This window comes from Streptomyces sp. NPDC058371 (assembly GCF_042723265.1).
Taxonomy (GTDB): Bacteria; Actinomycetota; Actinomycetes; order Streptomycetales; family Streptomycetaceae; genus Streptomyces.
In genome coordinates, this window is record NZ_JBHXJC010000028.1 from 710 (window position 1) to 27,602 (window position 26,893).

Annotated in this window: 19 protein-coding genes and 2 pseudogenes; 16 read left to right on the forward strand and 5 right to left on the reverse strand. The window is 72.2% G+C overall.

Translation table 11 applies throughout. From position 1 onward, the window contains the following. Nucleotides 1-1,267, forward strand: a pseudogene (locus ACFWM2_RS40090) (hypothetical protein); the annotation flags it as partial. A gap of 105 nt (nucleotides 1,268-1,372) precedes the next feature. After that, nucleotides 1,373-2,054, forward strand: a pseudogene (locus ACFWM2_RS40095) (hypothetical protein); the annotation flags it as partial. A gap of 503 nt (nucleotides 2,055-2,557) precedes the next feature. Here ACFWM2_RS40095 and ACFWM2_RS40100 read toward each other — a convergent pair. After that, complete coding sequence (locus ACFWM2_RS40100) at nucleotides 2,558-3,850, reverse strand: DUF1015 domain-containing protein (RefSeq protein WP_383291270.1); 1,293 nt, start codon at nucleotides 3,848-3,850, stop codon at nucleotides 2,558-2,560. Nucleotides 3,851-3,922: 72 nt separating this feature from the next. On the opposite strand from ACFWM2_RS40100, the gene ACFWM2_RS40105 reads away from it, so the two are divergent. The 4 genes from ACFWM2_RS40105 (at nucleotide 3,923) to ACFWM2_RS40120 (ending at nucleotide 8,311) form a co-directional block, all read left to right on the forward strand. Then, complete coding sequence (locus ACFWM2_RS40105) at nucleotides 3,923-4,951, forward strand: HAD hydrolase-like protein (protein ID WP_383291271.1); 1,029 nt, start codon at nucleotides 3,923-3,925, stop codon at nucleotides 4,949-4,951. A 359-nt stretch (nucleotides 4,952-5,310) separates the two neighbouring features. Further along, on the forward strand, nucleotides 5,311-6,354 hold the full coding sequence (locus ACFWM2_RS40110) for a FecCD family ABC transporter permease (protein ID WP_383291274.1): 1,044 nt from the start codon (nucleotides 5,311-5,313) through the stop codon (nucleotides 6,352-6,354). After that, the gene (locus ACFWM2_RS40115; RefSeq protein WP_383291276.1) at nucleotides 6,351-7,394 is read left to right on the forward strand and encodes a FecCD family ABC transporter permease; all 1,044 of its coding nucleotides are present in this window, start codon (nucleotides 6,351-6,353) and stop codon (nucleotides 7,392-7,394) included. The genes ACFWM2_RS40110 and ACFWM2_RS40115 overlap by 4 nt, the downstream gene beginning before the upstream one ends. Further along, nucleotides 7,391-8,311, forward strand: coding sequence for an ABC transporter ATP-binding protein (locus ACFWM2_RS40120; RefSeq protein WP_383291278.1), 921 nt, complete (start codon nucleotides 7,391-7,393; stop codon nucleotides 8,309-8,311). The genes ACFWM2_RS40115 and ACFWM2_RS40120 overlap by 4 nt, the downstream gene beginning before the upstream one ends. A 21-nt stretch (nucleotides 8,312-8,332) precedes the next feature. On the opposite strand, the gene ACFWM2_RS40125 is transcribed toward ACFWM2_RS40120, so the two are convergent. Next, a complete protein-coding gene (locus ACFWM2_RS40125; protein WP_383291280.1) occupies nucleotides 8,333-8,680 on the reverse strand; it encodes an SCP2 sterol-binding domain-containing protein in 348 nt (115 codons plus the stop codon). A gap of 42 nt (nucleotides 8,681-8,722) precedes the next feature. Between ACFWM2_RS40125 and ACFWM2_RS40130 the strand changes: the two genes are divergently transcribed. The 6 genes from ACFWM2_RS40130 (at nucleotide 8,723) to ACFWM2_RS40155 (ending at nucleotide 15,162) form a co-directional block, all read left to right on the forward strand. Continuing rightward, nucleotides 8,723-9,058 carry a hypothetical protein gene (locus tag ACFWM2_RS40130; RefSeq protein WP_383291282.1) on the forward strand — a complete coding sequence of 112 codons (336 nt, stop codon included), beginning with the start codon at nucleotides 8,723-8,725 and terminating at the stop codon, nucleotides 9,056-9,058. A 7-nt stretch (nucleotides 9,059-9,065) separates the two neighbouring features. Then, nucleotides 9,066-9,881, forward strand: coding sequence for a TlyA family RNA methyltransferase (locus ACFWM2_RS40135; protein WP_383291284.1), 816 nt, complete (start codon nucleotides 9,066-9,068; stop codon nucleotides 9,879-9,881). Continuing rightward, nucleotides 9,878-10,783, forward strand: coding sequence for an NAD kinase (locus tag ACFWM2_RS40140; protein WP_383291286.1), 906 nt, complete (start codon nucleotides 9,878-9,880; stop codon nucleotides 10,781-10,783). Before ACFWM2_RS40135 ends, ACFWM2_RS40140 begins: the two co-directional genes overlap by 4 nt. A gap of 236 nt (nucleotides 10,784-11,019) precedes the next feature. Further along, entirely contained in the window at nucleotides 11,020-12,738 is a 1,719-nt protein-coding gene (recN, locus tag ACFWM2_RS40145; RefSeq protein ID WP_383291331.1) for a DNA repair protein RecN, read from the forward strand. Between the two features lie 129 nt (nucleotides 12,739-12,867). Next, the gene (locus ACFWM2_RS40150) at nucleotides 12,868-13,689 is read left to right on the forward strand and encodes a hypothetical protein (protein ID WP_383291288.1); all 822 of its coding nucleotides are present in this window, start codon (nucleotides 12,868-12,870) and stop codon (nucleotides 13,687-13,689) included. 336 nt (nucleotides 13,690-14,025) lie between these two features. Beyond that, nucleotides 14,026-15,162, forward strand: a complete 1,137-nt coding sequence (locus ACFWM2_RS40155; protein ID WP_383291290.1) for a glycosyltransferase family 4 protein — start codon at nucleotides 14,026-14,028, stop codon at nucleotides 15,160-15,162. A gap of 21 nt (nucleotides 15,163-15,183) precedes the next feature. Here the strand turns inward: ACFWM2_RS40155 and ACFWM2_RS40160 are convergent, their stop codons facing one another. From ACFWM2_RS40160 to ACFWM2_RS40170, 3 genes are all read right to left on the reverse strand, one after another. After that, nucleotides 15,184-16,812, reverse strand: coding sequence for a PucR family transcriptional regulator (locus ACFWM2_RS40160; protein WP_383291292.1), 1,629 nt, complete (start codon nucleotides 16,810-16,812; stop codon nucleotides 15,184-15,186). 177 nt (nucleotides 16,813-16,989) lie between these two features. Further along, entirely contained in the window at nucleotides 16,990-18,372 is a 1,383-nt protein-coding gene (locus tag ACFWM2_RS40165; protein ID WP_383291294.1) for an FAD-binding oxidoreductase, read from the reverse strand. Between the two features lie 122 nt (nucleotides 18,373-18,494). Further along, a complete protein-coding gene (locus ACFWM2_RS40170) occupies nucleotides 18,495-20,297 on the reverse strand; it encodes a glycoside hydrolase family 15 protein (protein ID WP_383291333.1) in 1,803 nt (600 codons plus the stop codon). Between the two features lie 506 nt (nucleotides 20,298-20,803). Here ACFWM2_RS40170 and ACFWM2_RS40175 point away from each other — a divergent pair. The 4 genes from ACFWM2_RS40175 to ald all read left to right on the forward strand — a co-directional run bounded on the left by ACFWM2_RS40175 (nucleotide 20,804) and on the right by ald (nucleotide 26,784). After that, a complete protein-coding gene (locus tag ACFWM2_RS40175) occupies nucleotides 20,804-22,483 on the forward strand; it encodes a CTP synthase (RefSeq protein ID WP_383291296.1) in 1,680 nt (559 codons plus the stop codon). 86 nt (nucleotides 22,484-22,569) lie between these two features. Further along, nucleotides 22,570-23,196 (forward strand): NUDIX domain-containing protein, encoded by a 627-nt coding sequence (locus tag ACFWM2_RS40180; protein ID WP_383291298.1) that lies wholly within the window; start codon nucleotides 22,570-22,572, stop codon nucleotides 23,194-23,196. A 220-nt stretch (nucleotides 23,197-23,416) separates the two neighbouring features. Next, the gene (locus ACFWM2_RS40185; protein WP_383291301.1) at nucleotides 23,417-25,498 is read left to right on the forward strand and encodes a tetratricopeptide repeat protein; all 2,082 of its coding nucleotides are present in this window, start codon (nucleotides 23,417-23,419) and stop codon (nucleotides 25,496-25,498) included. Between the two features lie 161 nt (nucleotides 25,499-25,659). Continuing rightward, on the forward strand, nucleotides 25,660-26,784 hold the full coding sequence (ald, locus tag ACFWM2_RS40190; protein ID WP_383291303.1) for an alanine dehydrogenase: 1,125 nt from the start codon (nucleotides 25,660-25,662) through the stop codon (nucleotides 26,782-26,784). Nucleotides 26,785-26,893: the final 109 nt, after the last annotated feature.

The window sequence follows — 26,893 nt, forward strand, 5'->3', positions numbered from 1 at the left end:
CCGTCGTGACGATGACCGTCCGCCCTTCCGTCGTGACGACCGGCGTGATGACAACCGTGGTGGCGGTGACCGCGGTGGTTTCCGGCGTGATGACAATCGCGGTGGTGGCGACTCGCGCGGCGGCGGTGACAACCGTGGCGGCGGCGGCTTCCGTGGCCGTGACGACCGTCGCGAGGGAGGCGACCGCGGTGCGCGTCCGCCGTTCCGGCGTGACGACCGCTCCTCCGCTCCTCGTCGTGACGACCGCTCCTCCGCTCCCCGGCGTGATGACCGCTCCTCCGCTCCCCGGCGTGATGACCGCCCGTCGGGCCCCCGGCGTGATGACCGTTCCACCGGTCCCCGGCGTGACGACCGCGGTGGTGGCTTCCGCAGGGACGGCGACCGTCCGGCCTTCCGTCGTGATGACCGTCCCAGTGGTCCCCGTCGTGACGATGACCGTCCGCCCTTCCGTCGTGACGACCGGCGTGATGACAACCGTGGTGGCGGTGACCGCGGTGGTTTCCGGCGTGATGACAGCCGTAGTGCCGGCGGTTTCCGCGGCAACGACCGTCGTGACGACCGTCCCAGCGGCCCCCGCCGTGATGACGACCGTCCCGCCTTCCGTCGCGATGACCGGCGTGACGACAACCGCGGTGGCGGCGACCGCGGTGGTTTCCGTCGCGATGACAACCGTGGTGGCGGCGACCGTGGCGGCTTCCGGCGTGATGACAGCCGTAGTGCCGGCGGTTTCCGCAGCAACGACCGTCGTGATGACCGTCCGAGCGGCCCCCGCCGTGATGATGACCGTCCCGCCTTCCGGCGTGACGACCGGCGTGATGACAACCGTGGCGGCGGTGACCGTGGCGGCTTCCGCCGTGACGATCGCCGGGATGACCGTCGCGGTGACGACCGTGGCCCGCGTCGTGATGGTGACCGTCCGGCTTTCCGCCGTGACGATCGGCCCACGGGCGGCCCGCGTCGTGATGGTGACCGTCCGGCCTTCCGCCGTGACGACCGCCCGTCGGGCCCCCGTCGTGATGACGATCGTCCCGCCTTCCGGCGCGATGACCGGCGTGATGACAACCGTGGTGGCGGGTTCCGGCGTGATGACAGCCGTAGTGCCGGCGGTTTCCGCGGCAACGACCGTCGTGATGACCGTCCGAGCGGCCCCCGCCGTGATGATGACCGTCCCGCCTTCCGTCGCGATGACCGGCGTGACGACAACCGCGGTGGCGGCGACCGTGGCGGCTTCCGGCGCGATGACCGCGGGCGTGACGACCGGGGCGGCCGTCCCGGTGGCTTCCACGGCCGTGACGACCGTCGGGACGACGACCGGCGCGGTGGCGGGCGCTTCCGTGACGAGCGGGAGCGGGACCGGGAGCCGATCAAGCGGCTGCCGATCCCCGATGACGTCACGGGCGAGGAGATCGACAAGGACGTACGGCAGGAGCTGCTGAGCCTGCCCAAGGGACTTGCCGAGGACGTTGCCAGGAACCTGGTGATGGTGGCCCGGCTCATCGACGAGGACCCGGAGGGCGCGTACGGGTACTCCAGGGTGGCCCTGCGTCTGGCGTCCCGCGTCGCCGCCGTACGAGAGGCGGCGGGCTTCGCCGCGTACGCGAGCCAGAAGTACAGCGAAGCGCTCGCCGAGTTCCGGGCCGCGCGGCGGATGACCGGGAACGTCGACCTGTGGCCCGTCATGGCGGACTGCGAGCGGGGTATGGGTCGGCCGGAGAAGGCGCTGGACATGGCCGGTGCCCCTGAGGTGCACAAGCTGGACAAGGCCGGCCAGGTCGAGATGCGGCTCGTGGCCGCGGGCGCTCGGCGGGACATGGACCAGCTCGACGCGGCCATCGTGACCCTGCAGAGCCCGGAGCTGGCCTCCAGCTCCGTACAGCCCTGGACGGCGCGACTGCGGTACGCGTACGCCGATGCCCTGTTGGCCGCCGGCCGTGAGGGCGAGGCGCGCGAGTGGTTCGCGAAGGCCATCGAGTCGGACAAGGACGGCAGCACGGACGCCTCAGACCGCCTCGCCGAACTGGACGGCGTCGCGTTCGTCGACGCACTGGCCGAGGACGAGACGGGGACCGTGACCGTGACCGAGACCGAAGTGTCTGCCGAGACCGGCACGGACACCGAGGTCGAGGTCGAGGACGAGGACGAGGGCGACGTCGAAGACCACGTCGAGGTCGAGGTCGAGGCCGAGGCCGACGCTGACCTCGAAGACGACGCCGAGGCCGAGACCGAAGCCGTCCTCGAAGACGACGCCGAAACCGACGCCGACTTCGAAGACGACGCCGAAACCGACGCTGACCTCGAAGACGACGCCGAATCCGACGCCGACCTCGAGGACGACGTCCAGGACGAAGCCCCGCGGGTCGAGCAGCCCCCCATCGCGGACGGCGAAGGCGACGATCACGACGTGGACGACGAAGGCGGCCCCGAGGACGCTTCTCGGCGCTGACGTCGCGCGGCCGCGCCTGCGGACGTAAAGAGCGGGAGCAGGAACGACGGGCGGGACTCCGGAAGGGGTCCCGCCCGTCGGCGTTTCAGAAGACGCGCTCGGCCCGTCGGCGGTTCAGTGGGAGAGCGCCCGCAGGACGAGCCCCGACGCCGGTTTCGGGCCGAACGACGTCGACTTGCGGGGCATCGTCACGCCCTGGCGGGCCAGGTCGCGTACGACCTCCTCGCGGACCGGGTGCATGAGGACCGCCGTACCGCCGTCGCGTTCCGCCTTCTCGACCGTCGCGGCGGTGTCGTGGATGTACGCGATGTGCGCCGGCGAGTCCTCCGGGATGCCCCAGACGTGGTCGAGGAGCGTGGCGTGCAGGACCGTCGCGTCGAGGGTGCGCCAGGCCTCCGGGTGATCGGTGGGGATCGTACGGGCGAGGAGGTCCGGGGACGGGCGGTCGACGAGGTGGAAGGTGCCGTCGCCGGCCAGGAGGAAGGCGTTGGTCTCCGCCGCCGCGTCGGCGAGCGACTCCAGGGCCTCGGTGAGCGGAACGGCCAGGTGACGTACCCGGAAGAGGCCCGTGAGGGCGGCCACGGCGTCGGCGACCGGCAGCTGGTGCAGGAGGCGGTGGATCGCGCGGACGCGGAGCGGGTAGCGGGCGGTGTCGACCAGGAGCACCAGGCCGTAGTCCCAGGGGCTCGGTGAGGGGTGCTCGGCGCGCAGGCGCAGATACGTCGCCCAGCGGTGGTGGCCGTCCGCGATGAGGGCCTGGTGGCGGCTGAGGTCCGCCTGGACCGCGGCCAGATCGGCCGGATCCGTGATGGCCCACAGCCGGTGGCTGAAGCCGTCCTCGGTGGTCGTGGCGAGCAGGGGCTCGCTCTGGACGGTGTGCTCGACGACGGCCGCCGTGCCGGCCACCTCGCCGGTGCTGCGGTAGGTCAGCAGCAGGGGTTCGAGGTTGGCCGAGGTGGCACGCATCAGGGCCGCGCGCTCCGCGATGACGTGCGGCATGACGTCCTCGTGGGGGAGGACCACACCGTCCGAGGGCTCCGACAGGCGCAGGGCGCCGATGACGCCACGTTGCAGCATGCCGCCGTCGCGCTGCTCATAGACGTACAGACCCGGCTCGGGGTCGGTGGTCAGGACGCCCTCGGACAGCCAGTCGTGCAGGGTGTCCGCAGCCTGCTGGTTGCGGGCGGCGGGCGTGGTGTCCTGGGGGAGGATCAGCCGGACGATGTTGTGCGGGTCGGCGGATTCGAGGTGGAGCAGACCGTCGGGCCGTACGACGACGTCGTAGGGCGGCGACGTCACGGCGGCCAGGCTGCCGACCCGGTCGGGGTCGTAGCGCAGGCCCCGGAACGGGGCCAGTTCGAGGCCGCTGCGCGCCCGTGTTCCCTCCGCGGGACCTGCAATCTTCATTGAGGCATCGTAAGTGTGTCCGTGGCATGCGCGATGATCGGGGGAAAGGGATCGAACGAGGAGCGATGCGCAATGAGCCAGACCGTCAGGACACGGCCCGCCGGCAGCGGGCAGTCCCTGAATGAGGCGTACGACACGGCGCTGCTCGACCTCGACGGGGTGGTGTACGCGGGCGGGAGCGCGATCGCCCACGCCGTGGAGTCGCTCGGCACGGCTCGCTCCGGCGGTATGCATCTCGCGTATGTGACGAACAACGCGCTGCGGACGCCGGACGCCGTGGCCGCGCATCTCACCGATCTGGGGGTGCCGGCCGAGGCCTCGGACGTGATCACCTCGGCGCAGGCCGTGGCGCGGCTGATCAGCGAGCAGGTGCCGGCGGGCGCGCGGGTGCTGGTCGTCGGCGGGGAGGGGCTGCGGGTGGCGCTGAGCGAGCGCGGTCTGGAGCCGGTCGAGTCGGCCGAGGACGAACCGGTGGCGGTCGTACAGGGTTACGGCGGGCCCGATCTGGCCTGGGGGCGCTTCGCGGAGGCGTGCTACGCCATCGCGCGCGGGGTGCCGTGGTTCGCGTCCAACACGGACCTGACGATCCCCAGCGCGCGCGGGATCGCTCCGGGCAATGGCGCCGCGGTGGAGGTCGTCCGCATCGCCACGGGCGCCGAGCCGCAGGTGGCCGGCAAGCCGCTGCCCCCGATGCACCGCGAGACGATCCTGCGGACCGGGGCCGAGCGGCCGCTGGTGGTCGGCGACCGGCTGGACACGGACATCGAGGGCGCGTTCAACGGAGACGTGGACTCGCTGCTCGTCCTGACCGGCGTGACGGACGGCGCGCAGCTCCTGGCGGCGCCTCCGCAGCACCGGCCGACGTATGTCGACGCCGATCTGCGCGGCCTGCTCACCGGGCAGCCGGAGGTCGAGGAGGCCGGCGAGGGCTTTTGCTGCGGTGGCTGGACGGCGAGGGCGGGCGGTGAGCGACTGGAGCTGGAGGGCGACGGCGAGGCCATCGACGGGCTGCGGGCGCTGTGCGCGGCGGCGTGGACGGCGGCCGGGGACGGGAAGTGCGAGCTCGACGGGGGGAAGGCGCTGGCACGGCTGGGGCTCTGAGCTGGGCTCGCCCCGCGTCCTGACCTGGGCTCGACCTGGGCTCTGACTTCAGGGTCTGAGCTGGGCTCCCTGGGATCGGGCTCCGGCCTGGGCTCGCCCCGAGTCCTGACCCGGGCTCGCCCCGAGTCCTGACCCGGGGCTCGACCTGGGCTCTGGCTTCGGAAGGGCCCGGTTTCCGTTGGGGCGACCGCGGTGTCTCGCCGGTTTCCCTGGCGAGACCGCTGTCTTTTGTCCGGTTTCCGCTGGGGACTACCGACTCGGCGGACCGTCCCGGCATCGCCCGCTGAGCCGAGCGCGGGGGCGGGCGCCGGTGCGGGGCAGGATCGTATCGTCGGGCGAGGCTAGGCTAACCTAACCACGTGTTGGTCGACAGTCCTCCCGAACAGCGCGCGGAAACCGCCCCCGCGCCCCCAACCCGCCGGGCGATACGGTCCCTTGGGCTGCTCGCCTCCGTGGCCGTGCTGCTGCTCGTCGCCCTGGCGAGTATCGCGATCGGCGCGAAGGCCCTCCCCATGGACCAGGTCTGGCACGGGTTGTTCCACGACTCGGGGACCTACAGTGACGTGGTCGTCGGCGGCCGGGTCTCGCGTACCGCGCTCGGACTGCTGGTCGGGGCCGCGCTCGGCCTCTCCGGTGCGGTGCTCCAGGCGCTCACCCGTAATCCGCTCGCCGATCCCGGGCTGCTCGGTATCAACGCCGGCGCGTCCGCCGCGGTCGTCACCGCCATCACGTTCTTCGGTGTCAGCTCCCTGAGCGGCTATGTGTGGTTCGCCTTCTTCGGTGCGGCCGCCGTCGGCGCGCTCGTCTGGTTCCTGGGCGGCAGCCGGGGTGCGACCCCGGTGCGGCTCGCGCTCGCGGGCACCGCGATCAGTGCCGCGCTCTACGGCTACCTGCAGGCCGTGATGATCATGGACGACGCGGCACTCGGCAAGATGCGCTTCTGGACGGTCGGATCACTGGCCTCCGCGACCGGCGGGACCATCAGGCAAGTACTGCCGTTCCTGGCCGTCGGCATGATCGTCGCGCTGGCGCTCGCCCGGCCGCTCAACGCCATGGCGATGGGTGACGACACGGCCCGTGCGCTCGGCGCGAACCTGAACCGCACGCGCGCCCTGGCCATGGGCGCCGCCACCGTGCTGTGCGGCGCCGCGACCGCCGCCTGTGGACCGATCGTGTTCGTCGGGCTGATGGTTCCGCACGTCGTGCGTTCCTTCACCGGTCCCGACCTGCGCTGGATCCTGCCGTACGCCACCGTCCTGTCGCCCGTGCTGCTGCTCGGCGCCGACGTCATCGGCCGGATGGTCGCCCGCCCCGCCGAACTGCAGGTCGGCATCGTCACCGCGGTCCTGGGCGGCCCGGTCTTCATCTATCTCGTACGACGGCGGAGGACGGCGCAGCTGTGAAGGCCCCACACAACCCGGCCCTCCGGACGAGGGGCGGCTTCTCGGTCCGGCTCGATGTCCGCGCCTTCACGGTCGTCGTCCTGCTGCTGGTGGCCATGCTGGCCGCGAGCGTCGCCCTCATCGGCACCGGGGACTTCCCGATCCCGGCCGCCGACGTCCTCAAGACCCTGGTGGGCAACGGCGACGCCGGCCAGGAGTTCATCGTCAACGAACTCCGCCTGCCGCGCGTACTCGTCGGCCTGCTCGTGGGCGCTTCGCTCGGCCTCGGCGGGGCGCTGTTCCAGTCCATCTCCCGCAATCCGCTGGGCAGTCCGGACGTTCTCGGCCTCGGCCAGGGCTCGACGGCGGGCGCGCTCGTCATGATCGTGCTCTTCTCGGGCAGCGCCACCGCGGTCGCCCTGGGAGCACTGATCGGCGGACTGGTGACCGGCCTCGCCATCTACGTACTCGCCTGGAAGCGGGGCGTGCACGGATACCGGCTGGTCCTGGTCGGTATCGGTGTCTCCGCGATCGTCACGGCGGTCAACGGCTATCTGCTCACCAAGGCCGACATGGTCGACGCGGCCCGTGCGGTCGTCTGGATGACCGGCTCGCTCAACGGCCGGGACTGGGCGCAGGTCTGGCCGCTGCTCGTGATGTGCGCGGTCCTCGTACCGCTCGTGCTGGGCAATGCGCGAGGCCTGCGCATGATGGAGATGGGCGACGACGTCTCGTACGCGCTCGGTGTGCGGGTCGAGCGGACGCGGCTGCTGCTCATGCTGGCCGCCGTGCTGCTCACCGCGGGCGCCACCGCGGCCGCGGGCCCGGTCGGTTTCGTGGCGCTCACCTCGCCGCAGCTGGCCCGCCGGCTGACCCGCTCACCGGGACCGAATTTGGCCCCCTCGATGTGCATGGGCGCGACCCTGCTGATCGTCGCGGACTGGGCCTCGCAGCGGGTCTTCGGCGCCGACCAGCTGCCCGTCGGCGTCGTGACGGGCGTCCTCGGCGGCGTCTACCTGCTCTGGCTGCTGGTCACCGAGCGCAAGGCGGGCCGGATATGAGCGCCGGCCGGGCCGACAGCGCCGCCCCCCACGCCTCCGGCGGCTCGAACACGAACACCAAGAGGAGCACCAGCACTGTGAACCGCCTGTCCGCCGACCGTGTCACCCTCGGCTACGACCAGCGCGTCATCGCGGAGAACCTGTCGGTGGAGATCCCCGACAACTCCTTCACCGTGATCGTCGGACCGAACGCCTGCGGCAAGTCCACGCTGCTGCGCGCCCTTTCCCGGATGCTCAAGCCGTCCCAGGGGCGGGTGCTGCTCGACGGCCACGCCATCCAGTCGATGCCCGCCAAGAAGGTGGCCAGGACCCTCGGGCTGCTGCCCCAGTCGTCCATCGCGCCGGACGGGATCACGGTCGGCGACCTGGTGGGCCGCGGCCGGTACCCGCACCAGGGGCTGCTGCGCCAGTGGTCGTCCGAGGACGAGCGGGTCGTGCGGGAGTCGATGGCCTCGACCGGCGTCGCCGATCTCGCCGAGCGTTACGTCGACGAACTCTCCGGAGGCCAGCGCCAGCGCGTCTGGATCGCCATGGCGCTCGCCCAGCAGACGCCGCTGCTGCTGCTCGACGAACCGACCACCTACCTCGACATCCAGCACCAGATCGACGTGCTCGACCTGTGCGCCGAACTCCACGAGGAGCAGGGCCGCACCCTGGTCGCCGTACTGCACGACCTGAACCACGCCGCCCGGTACGCCACCCATCTCATCGCCCTGCGGGACGGCGCGGTCATCGCCGAGGGTGCCCCGAACGACATCGTCACCGCCGACCTGGTCGAAGACGTCTTCGGACTGCGCTGCCAGGTCATCGACGACCCGGAGACGGGAACCCCGCTGGTGGTGCCCGCCGCACGGAAGGCGCGCGTGACGCGGGCCGGCCAGGCGGTCGGGGTGGCGGCGCAGGGCGCCGACGGGTGAAGCGCCCTGCGAGCCGAGCGGCTAGAGCAGGGTCCGCAGGCGGAGCAGGTCGCGGAGGCCCGCCTCCAGCTTCACCCGGCCCGAGCCCCAGGCCTTCGCGAAGTTCAGCTCGCCGTTCACCATCGAGACGAGGTCGTCGCCCTTCATGACGAGCCGGATCTGCGCCTTCTCCCGCGGCGGTCCCGCCAGCGTGTCGAGCACCTCGATCCGGCCGTCCCTGAGCCGGCCGACGAAGGTGGTGTCCAGATCGGTGATACGGCAGCTCAGCGAGCGATCCAGGGACGCAGCGCTGCGTACGTCCCCTGCGGCGCCTGCCAGGTTGTCCGAGAGCTTGTCGAGTGCGGCGCGGCACTCCTCAATCGTCGCCATCGTGATCGACGGTACCCCAGCGCTTCGCGGTAGCGTCGGGGCATGAGCGACTCAGTTCCCGAGGCCGAGGTCCCGCCGCAGGCGGCGGCAGTGGAGCCCGCACAGGACATGCCGGAACCGGCACCCGTGGCCGATCACGACCCCGCCGCCCCGTCGCCGCTGAACGTGCCCCGCGTCCCCACCGGCAACGCGGAGGCCGACGCACTGCTCGGCCGGCTGGCCGACGCCGACCACCTGGCGACCGACGGACACGTCGAGGTGTACGAGGATGTACACCGGGGGCTGCGAGACGCGCTGACCGCGCTCGACGCGCGCCAAGGGCCCCCGGTGCCGTCGTCCCCGACGGCTCCCACCTCTTCGTACGAACCCAGGAGCTGAACCGAACGTGGCAGGAGTGGCACGCCGCCGCCTCGACGCCGAGCTGGTCCGCCGGAAACTCGCCCGCTCGCGCGAGCACGCCGGCCAGCTGATCGCCGCGGGCAGGGTCACCGTAGGCAAGACCCTCGCGACCAAGTCCGCCACCCAGGTGGAGACCGCCGCGGCGATCCTGGTCGCCGAGGACGACGGCGACCCCGACTACGTCTCGCGCGGCGGGCACAAACTCGCCGGCGCGTTCGAGGCCTTCGTGCCGCAGGGGCTGAAGGTCGAGGGGCGGCGCGCGCTGGACGCCGGCGCGTCCACCGGAGGCTTCACCGACGTACTGCTGCGCGCGGGTGCCGCCCATGTCGTCGCCGTGGACGTCGGCTACGGTCAACTCGCCTGGTCGCTGCAGAGCGATGAACGCGTCACCGTCAAGGACCGTACGAACGTACGCGAGTTGACGTTGGAGGCGATCGATGGGGAGCCCGTGGATCTTGTCGTGGGGGATCTGTCCTTCATCCCGCTCGGACTGGTGCTGCCCGCCCTCGTGGGGTGCGCGGCGCCGGACGCCGATCTGGTGATGATGGTCAAGCCACAGTTCGAGGTGGGCAAGGAACGTCTGGGCAGCGGCGGTGTCGTCCGCAGTCCGGAGCTGAGGGCCGAGACCGTGCGCGGGGTGGCCGCGCGCGCCGGGGAGCTGGGGCTGGGTGTGCGGGGTGTCACCGCCAGTCCGCTGCCGGGGCCCTCGGGCAATGTCGAGTACTTTCTGTGGCTGCGTGCCGGGGCACCCGCACTGGACCCGGCCGACGTTGACCGTGCAGTGGCGGAGGGGCCGCGTTGACAGAGACCCGAGCTCGTACTGTTTTCCTGCTCGCCCACACCGGGCGCCCGGCGGCCATCCGCAGCGCGGAGCTGGTCGTCGAGGGGCTGCTGCGCTCCGGGATCGGCGTGCGTGTGCTGGAGGCGGAGGCGGCCGACCTGCCGCTGCCGTCGACGGTGCAACTGGTCAAGGAGGCCACTCCCCAGTGCCTCGACGGGTGCGAGCTGCTGATCGTGCTGGGCGGTGACGGGACGCTGCTGCGCGGCGCCGAGTTCGCCCGCGCCTCCGGCGTGCCGATGCTCGGCGTGAACCTCGGCCGCGTCGGCTTCCTCGCCGAGGCCGAGCGCGACGACCTCGACAAGGTGGTCGACCGGGTCGTCACGAAGTCGTACGAGGTCGAGGAGCGCATGACCGTCGACGTCGTGGTGCACCGCAACGGCGACATCGTGCACACCGACTGGGCGCTGAACGAGGCCGCCGTGCAGAAGGTCTCGGCCGAGAAACTCCTCGAAGTGGTGCTGGAGATCGACGGACGCCCGGTGACCGGCTTCGGCTGCGACGGCATCGTCTGCGCGACCCCGACCGGCTCCACGGCGTACGCGTTCTCCGCGGGCGGGCCCGTGGTGTGGCCGGAGGTCGAGGCCCTGCTCATGGTGCCGATCAGCGCCCACGCCCTGTTCGCCAAGCCGCTGGTGACCTCGCCGAACTCCGTGCTCGCCGTGGAGGTCCTGCCGCACATTCCGCCCGGCGTGCTGTGGTGCGACGGCCGGCGCACGGTCGAACTCCCGCCGGGGGCCCGGGTCGAGGTGCGGCGCGGCGCCGTCCCGGTCCGGCTCGCGCGGCTGCACCACGCGTCGTTCACCGACCGGCTGGTGGCCAAGTTCGCATTGCCCGTTTCCGGGTGGCGCGGGGCGCCGCACTAGGGCGTCCGCGGGCGGGGTGCCGCACGGCGCTCCGTGGGGGACTGCGCGTGACGGGGCGGCCGCGGGCTGTCCGTGGCCGGCCGCGCGGTTCCCCGTGCTCCTTCGGGACGCGGTCCCTCCCCTGGGTGATATGTGTGTTCGGCGTGTCTCTGTCACCTGCGCCTTCGTACCGGTGGAGCGGGCCCCGTCGCACAGGGGGTCGTGGACCTCGTAAGGTCGTGTCCGTGTTGGAGGAGATGCGGATACGGTCGCTCGGAGTCATCGACGACGCGGTAGTCGAGCTGTCACCCGGCTTCACCGCGGTGACCGGTGAGACCGGCGCGGGCAAGACGATGGTGGTCACGAGCCTCGGCCTGCTCTTGGGCGGACGCGCGGACGCGGCCCTCGTACGGATCGGCGCCAAGGCGGCGGTCGTGGAGGGGCGGATCGCCGTACCCCCCGGCGGCACGGCGGTCGTGCGCGCGGAGGAGGCGGGCGCCGAGCTCGACGACGGGGTGTTGCTCATCAGCCGTACCGTCTCCGCCGAGGGGCGCTCACGGGCCCACCTGGGCGGACGCTCCGTGCCCGTGGGGGTGCTCGCCGAACTGGCGGACGAGCTGGTGGCCGTGCACGGCCAGACCGACCAGCAGGGGCTGCTCAAGCTGTCCCGGCAGCGGCAGGCCCTCGACCGGTACGCGGGCGACGCCGTCGCCGTGCCGCTCGCCAAGTACGCGGGCGCGTACCGCCGGCTGCGCGCGATCTCGACCGAGCTGGACGAGATCACCACGCGCGCGCGGGAACGCGCCCAGGAAGCCGACATGCTGCGCTTCGGGCTCGACGAGATCGCGGCCGTCGAGCCGCGGGCCGGCGAGGACGTGGAGCTGGCCGCCGAGGCCGAGCGGCTGGGCCACGCGGAGGCGCTGGCGTCGGCCGCCACGGCCGCGCACGCCGCGCTCGCGGGCAATCCCGAGGACCCCGAGGACATCGACGCCACGACCCTCGTCGCGGGCGCGCACCGGGCCCTCGAAGCGGTCCGCTCCCATGACTCCGCCCTCGCCGCGCTCTCCGGGCGGATCGGCGAGATCGGGATTCTGCTCGGCGATGTGGCGGGTGAGCTGGCGGGGTACGCCGACGATCTCGACGCCGATCCCCTGCGGCTGGCCGCGGTCGAGGAGCGCAGGGCCGCGCTCACCCACCTGACCCGGAAGTACGGCGAGAACATCGACGCCGTCCTCACCTGGGCCGAACAGGCCGCCGCGCGGCTCACCGAACTCGACGGCGACGACGAGCGGCTCGACGAACTGACCGCCGAGCGGGACGCGCTCCGGGGCGAACTGGGCGGCCTCGCCCAGGGGTTGACGGACGCCCGCGGGGAGGCCGCCGAACGCTTCGCCGCCGCCGTGACCGCCGAGCTGGCCTCGCTCGCGATGCCCCACGCGCGCGTGTCGTTCGAGATCCGCCAGACCGACGACCCGGAGGGGGTGGAGGTCGGCGGCCGCACGGTCGCGTACGGCCCCGCGGGCGCCGACGAGGTCGAGCTGCTGCTGGCCCCGCACCCCGGTGCGCCGCCGCGGCCCATCGCCAAGGGCGCCTCGGGCGGTGAGCTGTCCCGCGTGATGCTCGCCGTCGAGGTCGTCTTCGCCGGCACCGACCCCGTCCCGACGTACCTCTTCGACGAGGTCGACGCGGGCGTCGGCGGCAAGGCCGCGGTCGAGATCGGGCGCCGGCTCGCCCGTCTCGCCAAGACCGCGCAGGTCGTCGTCGTCACGCACCTGCCGCAGGTGGCCGCCTTCGCAGACCGGCAGTTGCTCGTCGAGAAGACGAACGACGGGTCGGTCACCCGGTCCGGCGTGAAGGTCCTGGAGGGCGAGGACCGCATCCGTGAGCTCTCCCGGATGCTCGCGGGCCAGGAGGACTCGGAGACGGCACGGGCCCACGCGGAGGAACTGCTGGCCACGGCGCGGGCGGACGGCTAGCCGCCCGGGGCGCCCTGCCCCCGTGGCGCGCCGGAGGGCGCGCGCCCCGGCGTGCCACGTCGTGACCCGGTCCATACCCGGTCTCTGGCCCCCGACGGGGGCGTTCCGGGGGTCCGTAGGGTGGCGTCCATGATCAGTACACGCAGGACTTCGGCAGCCGCCGCACGCGCGCGTACGGCTGTCGCGTTCGGGCTTGCCGCGGGCGCCACGCGCGCGGGGATCGCCGCACTGCGCGCCAAGGCGCCCGGCGGGCGCGGGCGTTGGGAGCGCGAGAACTACGCCGGGCGGACCGTCGAGCTGTACGCGGGGCCCGCCACCGCCCTGGGCGCGGCGCTCGCGGCCGGACGGGCCCACCGTGCCGCCGGGTTCGCAGTCCTGGCCGCCGGCGCGTGTGGCGCGTACGACGACGTTGCCGGAGCCGGTGACCCCCGGCGGGGGTTCCGGGCGCATCTCGGCGCCCTGCGCCAGGGCGAAGTGACCAGCGGCGCGGTCAAGTTGTTCGGCATCTCGGCCGCGGGTCTGGTGGCGGGGGCACTGCTCAAGGAACGGGCCCTGGACAAGGCACTGGCGGGAGTGGTGATCGCCGGGACCGCGCACCTCGTCAATCTCGTGGACGTGCGCCCCGGGAGGGCCGCCGGCGCGGTACTCGCCCTGGGGGCGCCCGGGCTGCTGCGCAACGGCACGGCCGGAGAGCTGTCCGCCGGGGTCATGGGAGCCGCTGCCGCCGTCCTCCCCGACGACCTGGGGGAGCGCGCGATGATCGGCGACACCGGAGCCCACGCGCTCGGCGCCGCACTGGGCGCCGCCGTAGTCGCCGGCAACGGGCGGGCGGGACTGGTCGCCCACGCCGTGGTGCTCGTGGCCGCGGCGGCGTACGGGGAGAAGGCGAGCGAGCCGGCGCGCAGGCCGGCGCGTGCGGCGGGGTGCGCTCCGGGGCGCACTCCTCGATGAGCGCCGGGGCGCGCGCTCCACGGAGCGTGTCCCCTTCTCACGCCCCAGGCCCGCCCCTGCGCCGGTCCGAACGCCTCCAGGCCCGCCCCCGCGCCGGTCCGAACGCGCCCCCACGTCTGTCCGAAGGCCCGCCGTTCCTCACTCATGTGAGTGACCGCGGCCCACGGTTTTCCTGCACCGGCGTGGTCGCGCCCCCTCGGTGGTGCCCGAACGGCGGGGTGTCCTGGCATCCTTGGCGTAGTACGCGAAGTACGACGTGCGGTACACCCCCCTCTGCACGATCCTTCTGTACGTTTCTTCGTGACCGTCCGACGCCGAACCAGGAGCCCCGGCCACGTGAGCCTCGTGAGCAGCCACTCACCGCACGGGCAGTCGCCGCTGTGCACCGTGCAGGTGCTCGGTGGTGGCAGCGCGGGCAGCAGTGCCCATGTGCGGTCCCTGGCGTCGGGTCTCGTCGCGAGAGGCGTCCGCGTCACCGTGTGCGCCCCCTCCGAGGCCAATCGCGTCTACGACTTCACCGGCGTCGGCGCCCAGCACGTCCCCGTGCCCCGCAGCAGCGACCCCGCCTCCGTCGCCACCCTGCGCACCGTCTGCGCGGACGCGGACCTCGTCCACGCGCACGGACTGCACGCCGCTCTGCGGGCCGCGCTCGCGCTCAGCGGCCGCCGCACCCCGCTGGTCGTCACCTGGCACACCCGCTCGCACGCGGAAGGGACCAGGGCCCATCTGCTGCGGCTGCTGGAGCGGCGGGTCGCCAGGGCCGCCGCCGTCGTTCTCGGGACGTCGTCCGACCTGGTCGACCGGGCCCGTAACAGGGGAGCGCGGGACGCCCGGCTCGCCGCCGTCGCCCTGCCCGCCCCGCGCAAGCCCGTCGAGCAGGACGACCCCGACCGCCTGGGCCACAAGGCCCGGGCCGAACTCGGCGCCACGGGCCGCCCGTTGCTCATGGCCGTCGGCTCCCTCGACCGGCACCGCGGCTACGACACGCTGCTGGACGCCACCCGCGTGTGGCGCCGGCTCAGCCCGGCCCCGCTGCTCGTGATCGCCGGAGAGGGGCCCCTGCGGCCGTTCCTGCAGCAACGCATCGAGGACGAAGGGTTGCCGGTGCGGCTGGTCGGCCGGCGCGACGACATCAGCCAGCTGCTCGCGGCCGCCGACGTCGCGCTGCTGCCCAGCAGCTGGGAATCGCGCTCCGTCCTCGCCCAGGAGGCCCTCCACGCGGGCGTGCCGCTCGTCGCGACCCGGGTCGGCGGCATCCCCGAGCTGGTCGGCGACGCCGCCGAGCTCGTCCCGTACGGAGACGCGGAGGCGCTCGCCGAGGCCGTCGTACGCCTCCTCGACGACCCCGCACGCCGGGAACTGCTCAAGGAGAAGGGCGCCCGGCAGGCGGCGACCTGGCCGACCGAGGACGACACCGTCGCCCAAGTCCTCTGCGTCTACGACGAATTGACCCAGCCCCGGCCGCTCTCGTAGGCGGCTTCCCCGGCCGGCTCCCTAGGGCACGTGCCGGCGCGCCCGCAGCGCCAGGCTCAACGCCAGTACCGTCTGCGGGTCGTCCAGGTCCGTGCCCAGCAACTCACCGATGCGGGCAAGGCGGTTGTAGAGCGTCTGCCGGTTGAGGTGCAGTTCGCGGGCGGTCTCCGCCTTGCGGCCGGCGTGCGCCAAGTACGTCTGCAGCGTGGGCAGGAGAGGCGGCTTGGAGCGGTTGTCGTGGTCGCGCAGGGGGCCGATCGCACGGTCCACGAAGGCCGCGAGGTCCGGGTGGTCGCGCAGACGCCACAGCAGCAGGTCGATGTCGAGGCGCCGGGCGTCGTACCAGGGGCGGTCCGACAGCCCCTGCGCCGCCGTCGCCGTCTCCGCCGCGTGCCGCAGACCCGCCGAGGCCGCCGCCCAACCGCCCGCGACCCCGACCACCACGACCGGGGGCTGCGCGCCCGGCCGCTGCATGCCGGCACGCTCCACGCCCGCCCGCAGCGCCGCCGCCACCCGGTCCGCGACGGCCGCGCGTTCGGACTCCGAGCGCAGGCCGAGCAGCAGCGGGACACGGCCCTCGACGGGACGTACACCCAGCAGCACGGGCACCCCGACCGAGGCCAGCTCCTCGGCGACCGCGCGGGCCAGGACGGCCCAGCCGCCGCCCGGGGAGAGGCCGTCCGCGAGCCGCATCACGACCGGCAGCAGCGGGCCGGCACCCGGCTTGAAGCCCAGCACGCGGGCCTGCGCGGGCGCGTCCTCGGCCCGGATCCGCCCCTCGGCGAGGTCCGTGAGGAAGTCGCCGCGACCACGCGCCGCGAGCTCCTCCTCCTGACGGGCCTGCATCAGGACCACGGCCAGGATGCCCGCCGCCCGCTCCGCCGCGATCCGGTGCACCGGGGCCACCGGAGTGCTCACCGGTGTGAGGATCAGCCGGGCGCGGACCGAGCCGGTGCCGGGGCCGCCGCCGGGCACGTCCACGATCGTCGTCCCGGCGGGCGGCTCGTCCTGGTGCTGACCGCGCAGCCCCTCCCACACCTGGAGCGGATCCGCGCCCGCGGGGCCGGCCCCGGCGGCGTACAGCAGCTGTCCGTCCGCCGTCTCTAGGAAGACGGGATTGCCGCCGAAGTCCGCCAGGATGCCCAGTACCTGCGGCACTCCGCCACCGCCGAGCAGCGCCTCCGTACATCGCCGGTGCACCTCCTCGGCCTGCTGGAGCAGGGCGTAGTGGCCGTTGACGATCTCCGTGTGCACTTCCTCCGTGACCGCCACGAACGGCACCTCGCGGTGCAGCTGGACCAGCGGAAGACCGGCGGCGCGGGCCGTCTCCACCAGGGCGGCGGGCAGCCGGCTGAAGCGCGGGCCGAGCTCCACGACCAGCGCCGCGATGCCGCGCTCGGCCAGCGTGCGCACGAACGCGCGCTGCTCGGCGGGGCGGGTGCCGAGGCCGTATCCCGTGGTCAGCAGCAGTTCGCCGCCCTTGAGGAGCGAGGCGATGTTCGGGACCTCGCCCGCGTGCACCCAGCGCACCGTGCGCTGCAGCCGGTCGGCGCCCGCGAGGATCTCCGGCAGCCCGCTGCGCAGCCCGGGCAGCTCCAGCGCCCGCTGCACGGTGATCCCGGCCCCTTGGGTGTCGTAACGGCTCTCCATGCGACGGACGCTACCGGCGCACACGTTCCGGGGGCATCTCCGACCCGTCACGGGAACGATCACGGGTCTCCCGCGCGCGGCAATCCGTCGCCCCCGCGCCGCACTTGCGCGACCCGCTGCCGGTTGTGCCGTGCGTCACGGCCGCGCCGGACGGTCGGCCGGTGCTGAACCCGGACACTACGCGGGCGCGATGTTGTGGTTGAACCGGAAGACGTTGTCCGGGTCGTACCGGGCCTTCACCGCGGCCAGCCGGCGGGTGTTCTCGGCGCCGAGACCGGCCACGACCCGGTCCGCGCCCTCGTTCCCGATGAAGTTGAGGTAGACCGCGCCGGTGCTCCACGGGCGGACGCCGGCGCGGACGTCCTTGACCCACTGGATACAGCGTTCGTCGTCCGCCGGGTCCTCCCAGATGCCGAAGGGGTGCACGGCCCAGGGCGCGTCCCGGTACGGCACCGGGAACTCGCCGGGACCCGAGGCGATCGCGCCGCCCTGCGGGAACAGCACGTGCTGCGTCCCCGTGGGGACCGGCAGCGCGTCGCCGAGGGCGCAGAAGACGTCCACCACCTCGTCCGGCAGACCGGTCAGATACTCCGCCGACCAGTAGTTCCGCATGCCCCAGGGGTCGTCGAACATGGTCTGGAAGTCCGCGTAGGGGACGGCGGTGAAGACCTCGACCTCGTGCGGCAGCGCGAGCAGCGGCTGGGCGAGTTTGCGCAGCTCCTCCTCGCCGCCCGCGTACACCAGAAGGGAGCCGCACAGGCGCTCGCCCACCAGGTGCTCGGGGATGAACGGCTCGGGCGGCCCGGTCAGGTAGATCACCCCGCCACTCGCCTCCGGCGGACCGTGGGCGATGATCTCGCGGTAGGTGCGGACCGCGTCGGGGCCGGTCTCCGGCAGGCTCATCACCATGGCGAACGAGAACTCGGGCAGCTTGTGCAGCTTGAGCGTCAGCGCGGTGGCGATGCCGAAGTTCCCGCCGCCGCCGTGCAGCGCCCAGAACAGTTCGGGGTTCTCCCCGGCGCTGGCCCGGACCGTCGTGCCGTCCGCGGTCACCAGCTCGACGCCGAGCAGATTGTCGACCGCCAGGCCGAACAGCCGGTCCAGCCAGCCGGTGCCGCCCCCCAGTACGAAGCCGCCCACGCCCGTGGTCGAGGCCCGCCCGCCAGTGGTCGCGAGATGGTACGGCTGGGTGGCGCGGTCCAGGTGACTCATCGTGGCACCGCCCTCGATCCGCACCGACGAGGACCCGGGATGCACCGTCACCCCGTGCATGCGCCGGAGATCGACGACCAGACCACCGTCGTTGAGGGACATGCCCGCCACGCTGTGGCCGCCGCCCCGGACCGCGATCGCCAGGTCCAGCTCGCGTCCGAAGCGCACCGAGCGGACGACATCGGCCTCGTTCGCGCACTGGGCGATGACGGCCGGGCGCCGGTCGATCATCGTATTGAAGACCGTCCGGGCCTCGTCGTACCCCGGATCCTCCGGGGCGAAGACGTCGCCGGCCAGATCCGTGCGGAGCGCGGCCAGAGCCGCGCCCGCCTTCGAAAGGGTAGCCATCGCAGCCGCCCCCTCTCAGCAGGGGACAGAACTGCTCTCAGCTTAGGCCCTGTCGTCACATTCCCGTCTGCCGGACGTCCCCGGCAAGGGTCGTGCCGGAGCGAAGCAGGCCGCGGCCACCCTCAGCCGCCGTACGCCCCGCTCGCCGTCAGGCGGAGGGCCGTGTCGATGAGGGGGACGTGACTGAAGGCCTGCGGGAAGTTGCCGACCTGCCGCTGGAGGCGGGGGTCCCACTCCTCGGCGAGCAGACCGAGGTCGTTGCGCAGGCCCAGCAGCTTCTCGAAGAGCTTGCGGGCCTCGTCGACCCGCCCGATCATCGCCAGGTCGTCGGCCATCCAGAACGAGCAGGCGAGGAACGCCCCTTCGTCGCCCTCCAGGCCGTCCACGCCCGCGTGCTCACCGGTCGTCGGGTACCTCAGGATGAACCCGTCGGGCGTCGACAGCTCGCGCTGGATGGCCTCGATGGTGCCGATCACGCGCTTGTCGTCGGGCGGCAGGAAGCCCATCTGCGGAATGAGCAGCAGCGAGGCGTCCAGCTCCTTGGAGCCGTACGACTGCGTGAACGTGTTGCGCTCCTGGTCGTAGCCCTTCTCGCAGACGTCCCGGTGGATGTCGTCGCGCAGCTCGCGCCACTTCTCCAGCGGTCCGTCGGCGTCTCCGGACTCGATGAGCTTGATGGTGCGGTCGACCGCGACCCAGGCCATCACCTTGGAGTGCACGAAGTGGCGGCGGGGGCCGCGCACCTCCCAGATGCCCTCGTCCGGCTGGTCCCAGTGGCCCTCCAGATACCGGATGAGCTTCAACTGGAGCAGGGACGCGTAGTCGTTGCGGGACAGGCCCGTCATGTGCGCCAGGTGCAGGGCCTCGGTGACCTCGCCGTACACATCCAGCTGGAGCTGGTGCGCGGCGCCGTTGCCGACGCGCACGGGCGCCGAATTCTCGTACCCGGGAAGCCAGTCGAGCTCCGCCTCGCCCAACTCCCGTTCCCCCGCGATGCCGTACATGATCTGCAGGTTCTCCGGGTCGCCGGCGACCGCGCGCAGCAGCCACTCGCGCCAGGCCCGCGCCTCCTCGCGGTAGCCGGTGCGCAGCAGTGAGGAGAGCGTGATCGCCGCGTCCCGCAGCCAGGTGTAGCGGTAGTCCCAGTTGCGGACACCGCCGATCTCCTCGGGGAGCGAGGTGGTGGGCGCGGCGACGATGCCGCCCGTCGGGGCGTACGTCAGCGCCTTGAGGGTGATCAGGGAGCGCACCACGGCCTCGCGGTAGGGCCCGTGGTACGTACACTGCTCGACCCACTCGCGCCAGAAGTCCTCGGTGGCCTCCAGGGACTGTTCCGGCTCCGGCAGCGCGGGCGGCTGCCGGTGCGAGGGCTCCCAGGAGATGGTGAACGCGATGCGGTCACCCGGCGCCACCGTGAAGTCGGCGTACGTCGTGAGGTCCTTGCCGTAGGTCTCGCAGGCTGTGTCGAACCACACGGAGTCGGGACCCGCGACGGCCACCGTCCGCCCCTCGTGCTTGTGCACCCAGGGCACGACCCGCCCGTACGAGAAACGCATGCGCAGGGCCGACCGCATCGGCACCCGGCCGGTGACGCCCTCGACGATCCGGATCAGCTGCGGCGCGCCGTCACGCGGGGGCATGAAATCGGTCACTCTGACCGTGCCGCGCGGGGTGTCCCACTCGGATTCCAGGATCAGTGAGTCGCCGCGGTACGTGCGCCGGGCCGCCGTCGGCGGTTCGGCGTCCGCCGCGTGGGCAGGCCCGAGCCGCCAGAAGCCGTGCTCCTCGGTGCCCAGCAGGCCGGCGAAGATGGCGTGCGAGTCGAAGCGGGGCAGGCACAGCCAGTCGACTGTGCCGTCCCGGCAGACCAGCGCAGCTGTCTGCATGTCTCCGATGAGTGCGTAGTCCTCGATGCGCCCGGCCACGTGCATCTCCAGTCGAACGGCCACGTCGCCCCCCGAGGGGCGGTCGCTCTTGCGGTCAAGGGATCGTTGTAAAGCGTCGTTGCGACACGTCAGAAGGCTTTTGCGAATGTCGTTGCGAAACGAACTGACGAGCTCTCGTGTTCCGGGATACGGGCGGGGGTAGTGCCGTTTGCGGGCCGGGCTCGGCAGCGAGTGTCCGAGCAGGATACGACGCACCTCGATGATCCGCGCGCCGCTCCCGGCAACCCGACTGGGCCGAACGAGTGAGCAAGAGGTGACCGACCCGTGAGCAGTGCGTGCGGCTGTGCGGGCTCCGTGTCGGTGTGTGCGCAGAGCGTGGCCGGGAGCACTCCGGTCCTGTCGCTGATACCCTGGTAGCCCGTGGACCGGTGGGCGAGAAACCCCCGAACCGCAGCGACGGCGCCTCCGAAAATCCTGGTAGTTCCTTCCGGGCCGGACCGCCGGTACGCACCCCAGACCGCGACCACGGGAGCCCCCTCTTGCCCATGCCGCCCGCTGCTTTTCGAAACAGCACAGCCACGACGACCAAGCACATCTTCGTCACCGGGGGTGTCGCCTCCTCGCTCGGTAAGGGCCTGACGGCCTCCAGCCTGGGTGCGCTGCTGAAGGCGCGCGGTCTGCGGGTCACGATGCAGAAGCTCGACCCGTACCTGAACGTCGACCCCGGCACCATGAACCCGTTCCAGCACGGTGAGGTGTTCGTCACCAACGACGGCGCCGAGACCGACCTGGACATCGGACACTACGAGCGCTTCCTTGACGTTGACTTGGACGGCTCCGCCAATGTCACTACAGGGCAGGTGTACTCGACGGTCATCGCCAAGGAGCGGCGCGGCGAGTACCTGGGCGACACCGTGCAGGTCATCCCGCACATCACCAACGAGATCAAGCACCGCATCCGCCGTATGGCCACCGACGACGTGGACGTCGTCATCACCGAGGTCGGCGGCACGGTCGGCGACATCGAGTCGCTGCCGTTCCTGGAGACGGTCCGCCAGGTCCGTCACGAGGTCGGCCGCGACAACGTGTTCGTGGTCCACATCTCGCTCCTTCCGTACATCGGCCCGTCCGGGGAACTGAAGACGAAGCCGACCCAGCACTCGGTTGCGGCGCTGCGAGCCATCGGTATTCAGCCGGACGCGATCGTGCTGCGCGCCGACCGCGAGGTGCCCACCGCCATCAAGCGCAAGATCTCGCTGATGTGCGACGTCGACGAAGCGGCCGTGGTCGCGGCCATCGACGCCAAGTCGATCTACGACATCCCGAAGGTCCTGCACACCGAGGGCTTGGACGCGTACGTCGTCCGCAAGCTGGACCTGCCGTTCCGTGACGTGGACTGGACGACCTGGGACGACCTGCTCGACCGCGTCCACAACCCCGCGCACGAGATCAACATGGCGCTGGTCGGCAAGTACATCGACCTGCCCGACGCCTACCTCTCGGTCACCGAGGCGCTGCGCGCGGGCGGCTTCGCGAACAAGGCCCGCGTGACGATCAAGTGGGTCACGTCGGACGACTGCAAGACCCCGGCGGGCGCCGCGAGCCAGCTCGCCGACGTCGACGCGATCTGCATCCCCGGCGGCTTCGGCGACCGCGGCGTGTCCGGCAAGGTCGGCGCCATCCAGTACGCCCGCGAGAACAAGATCCCGCTGCTCGGCCTCTGTCTGGGCCTCCAGTGCATCGTGATCGAGGCCGCGCGCAACCTGGCCGACATCCCGGACGCCAACTCCACCGAGTTCGACTCCGCCACCGGCCACCCGGTCATCTCCACCATGGCCGAGCAGCTCGACATCGTGGCCGGCGAGGGCGACATGGGCGGCACGATGCGGCTGGGCATGTACCCCGCCAAGCTGGCCGAGGGCTCCATCGTGCGCGAGGTGTACGACAGCAAGGAGTACGTCGAGGAGCGCCACCGTCACCGCTACGAGGTGAACAACGCCTACCGCGCCGAGCTGGAGAAGAAGGCCGGACTGCAGTTCTCCGGCACGTCGCCGGACGGCAAGCTCGTGGAGTACGTCGAGTACCCGCGCGAGGTGCACCCCTACCTGGTGGCGACCCAGTCGCACCCCGAACTGCGCTCGCGCCCGACCCGCCCGCACCCGCTCTTCGCGGGCCTGGTGAAGGCCGCCGTGGAGCGCAAGACCGGCGGTAGGACGGCCGAGTAACACAAGGGTTGTACGGTTGCCGGGGTGCGCTTCTTCTGGGAGGCGCGCCCCGGTTTTCGTTTGGTGTGCAGGAGGAACAGGGCGACATGACGATCAAGGACTCCGCCGAGGAGTGGCAGGTCAGGGTCACCGAGACCCCCTTCGTGGGAAACAAGACCTCGGTTCGCACGGACGACGTGGTCATGCCCGACGGGTCGGTCGCCCGCCGTGACTACCAGGTCCACCCCGGCTCCGTGGCCGTCCTCGCCCTCGACGACGAGGGGCGCGTGCTGGTGATCCGCCAGTACCGCCACCCCGTACGCCACAAGCTGTGGGAGATCCCGGCCGGGCTGCTCGACATCCCCGGCGAGAACCCGCTGCACGCCGCCCAGCGCGAGCTCTACGAAGAGGCGCACGTCAAGGCCGAGGACTGGCGGGTGCTGGCCGACGTCTACACCACGCCCGGCGGCTGCGACGAAGCCGTCCGCATCTTCCTCGCCCGCGATCTGTCCGAGGCCGAGGGGCAGCGCTTCGAGGTCGAGGACGAAGAGGCCGACATGGAACTCTCGCGGGTGACCGTCGACGAGCTCGTGCACGGGGTGCTCGCCGGTGACCTGCACAACAACTGCCTGGTCGTGGGCGTCCTTTCGCTGGTCGCCGCCCGCAGCGGCGACGGACTCGACGCGCTGCGCCCGGCGGAGGCGCCCTGGCCGGCCCGGCCCTTCGAGGCCTGAGGCCGCCACGTCGCGGCCGGCGTCCGAAGCGCCCGGTCCCGGGGTCCGAGGGGCCCACACACCCATCCGGGGGACCCCGGTGTGACGATCGCCTGATCCGATCGGGGGACCTCGCCGCCGCGCTCCGCCCGGATCGTCGCAGAGCGTGAACTAGGCTCTGAAAACGCCCCGTCCGGAGTCCCGGCGGGCTGGCGCGCGCAGTGGGACGGGAGTGTGGCCCGTGACGGATCAGGCAGTGGACACCGACGGCACGGACGTGTCGGCACAGGAGGCGTGCCCGGCTGCCGAGTCCGTTCCCACGGGGGATCAGTTCCTGGGCCGTACAAGAGAGTTGAAGGAACTCCGGGTCGACATCGAGCGCGCGGGACTGGACACCCTGTCCGGGCGCAAGGCTCCTCGCGCACGCGTGCTGCTCATCGCGGGCCGGCCCGGCTTCGGCCGTACGGCGCTTGCCGAGGAGCTCGTACAGCAGGTCGCCGAGAGTTACCCCGACGGGGTCCTGCGGGCCCGGCTCACCGAGCCCGACGGCACGCCGGTGCCCACCGAACGCACCGCACGGGCCCTGCTCACCGCCCTGGACGTGGCCACCCCGCCGGGTGCCGCCGAGGACGACCTCACCGAGGCGCTGCGCGGGGTCCTGGCCGACCGCCGCGCCCTGCTGCTGCTCGACGACGCGGCGACCGCCGAGCAGGTCGACGCCCTGCTGCCGGACACCCCCGACTGCCTGGTCGTCGCGGTATCCGAGGGCCCGCTGACCGGAATCGCGGACGTCCGGCCCTGCACCCTGGGCGGCCTCGACACCAAGTCCGCACTGGATCTGCTCGGCCGGCTCACCGGCTCGGTCCGCATCACCGTCGACCCGCGCGCCGCCGAGGGGCTCGTCGAGGTCTGCGCGGGTCAGCCGGCCGCCCTCGTGCTGGCCGGCGGCTGGCTCGCCTCCCGGCCCAAGGCGGCCGTCGCCGACCTGGCCAAACACCTGCGGACCGAGGGCGACGAGGGGACGCCGCTGGCCCGCGTCTTCCGGATCGTGTACGGCTCGCTGCCCAGCGCCGCCGCCCGGATACTGCGACTGCTCTCCCTCGCCCCGGCCGGCATCGTCGACCCCCACACGGCGTCCGCGCTGGCCGGCTGCTCCCTGCACGCGGCCCGAACCACCCTGGAGGACTTCGCCAAGCTCGGCCTCCTGCGGCGGGTGGAGTCGCCGCTGCCCCAGTTCGAGGTGCCCGGCTGTCTGCTGCCGCTGCTGCGCGCCCTCGCCGGGAGCCAGGACCGCCCGGCGGAGCTCCAGCTGGCCCGCGCCCGGATGCTCGAGCGGACCGTACGGCTGCTGGTGTCCTGCCGTGCGATCACCGAGACGGACAATCCGCCCGCCCGCGAGAAGCTCTCCGGTCTGCCCCGCGACCTGCGTTTTCCCAGCCCGCGGGCCGCCGCCGACTGGCTTCGCATCCGGCAGCCCGCCCTGCTCGCCGCGGCCCGCACGGCGGTGGCCGACGGCGAGCTGGACACGCTGGCCCGCCGTCTGATGGCCGCCCTCGTACGGGCCATGGTCGCGCACGTCGGTACGCAGGCGGCCGCGCCCGAGCTGTACGGCATCCACCGGCTCGTCCTGGACGTCGCCGAGCGCCGCAGTCTGCCCCGGGAGCAGGCCGCGGCGCTGCTGAACCTCGCGGATCTCGACGCGCAGACGGGCCGTACGGCCGAGGCGCTCACCCGCTACCGGGCCGCGCTGGACGCCGGACGCGAGGCGAACGACCCGTACGCGACCGGCCGCGCGATGGAATCCGTAGGCGGCGCCCACCAGGAGCTGGGGGACTACGACCGGGCCGCCGACTGGTACGGCAGAGCGCTCGCCGAGCGCCTCGCGCGCGACGAGCGGGTGGAGGCGGCCCGGCTGTACGGCCGGATCGCCGCCGTGCACACCTATGCGGGCCGCTACGGCGAGGCGCTGCGCAACTGGCGCTCGGCCGTCACCGGACACCGCAGGAACGGCGATGTCGCGGCCCAGGCACGGGCGTTGAGCGAGCTGGCACGGGTCCAGGAGTACGCGGGCCGGCCCGAGGAGTCGCTGTACACCTGCCACGAGGCGGTCGACCTGGCCCGCCGCGCGGAAGACGTGCGTCTGCAGGCCGCGCTGCAGCTCAGGCTCGCCGACACCCTGGACCGGCTCGGCGACCCGGTCGCTGCCCAGCTGCACCGCAGTGCGGCGGAGCGCATGCTGGGAGATGAGCTGCCGGAGAGCACATCGGCCATGGAACAAGGCGCTAACGCCTGCGAAATCCGTAGTGCATCCACTGAAGATTGATGCATTGAAAGGCTAGACAGAGAGAATCCCTTCATTAGACTGGCTCCGCCGCGTCCTTTCGTGGTGTCTCCCGGTGTGCTCCCGTGCGTCGGGTATGTCATGCAATGCCTGGCTTGATCGCCCCGGCACGCATAGCCCCAGAACCCTCTGAGCCAAGGACCGTGATCGACGTGAAGGTCGGTATCCCCCGCGAGGTCAAGAACAACGAGTTCCGGGTGGCCATCACCCCCGCCGGCGTGCACGAGCTGGTGCGCCACGGCCACCAGGTCGTCGTCGAGCGCAACGCCGGTGTCGGCTCCTCGATCACGGACGACGAGTACATCTCTGCCGGCGCCCGGATCCTGGAGACCGCCGACGAGATCTGGGCCGCCGCCGACCTGCTGCTGAAGGTCAAGGAGCCCATCGCGGAGGAGTACCACCGTCTCCGCAAGGACCAGACGCTCTTCACGTACCTGCACCTGGCCGCGTCCAAGGAGTGCACGGACGCGCTCCTGGAGTCCGGCACCACGGCGATCGCGTACGAGACGGTCGAGCTGCCCAGCCGCGCGCTGCCGCTGCTCGCCCCGATGTCCGAGGTCGCGGGCCGCCTCGCTCCGCAGGTCGGCGCCTACCACCTGATGCGGGCCAACGGCGGCCGCGGGGTGCTGCCGGGCGGTGTCCCGGGTGTGCTGGCGGCCAAGGCCGTCGTCATCGGCGGTGGCGTCTCCGGCTGGAACGCCGCGCAGATCGCCATCGGCATGGGCTTCCACGTGACCCTGCTCGACCGTGACATCAACAAGCTCAAGGAGGCGGACAAGATCTTCGGTACGAAGATCCAGACCGTCGTCTCCAACACCTTCGAGCTGGAGAAGGCCTGCCTCGAGGCGGACCTCGTCATCGGCGCGGTGCTGATCCCGGGCGCCAAGGCCCCGAAGCTGGTCACCAACGAGCTCGTGTCGCGCATGAAGCCGGGAAGTGTTCTTGTCGACATCGCGATCGATCAGGGCGGTTGCTTCGAGGACTCGCGTCCCACCACCCACGCCGAGCCGACCTTCCCGGTCCACAACTCGGTCTTCTACTGCGTCGCCAACATGCCCGGCGCGGTGCCCAACACCTCGACGTACGCGCTGACCAACGCCACGCTGCCGTACATCGTCGAGCTCGCCAACCGCGGCTGGGTCGAGGCGCTGCGCCGTGACCCCGCGCTGGCGAAGGGTCTCAACACGCATGACGGCAAGGTCGTTTACCGCGAGGTCGCCGAGTCGCACGGCCTTGAGCACGTCGAGCTGGAGGCCCTGCTCGGTTAAGTCATCAGCTGGTAAAAGGCGATACGTCAACAGAGGTCGTCAACACCGCGCACCCGGCCGGACCTTGCCCGACAAGGTCCGGCCGGATGTGTGTCGGGTCACTTTGCGA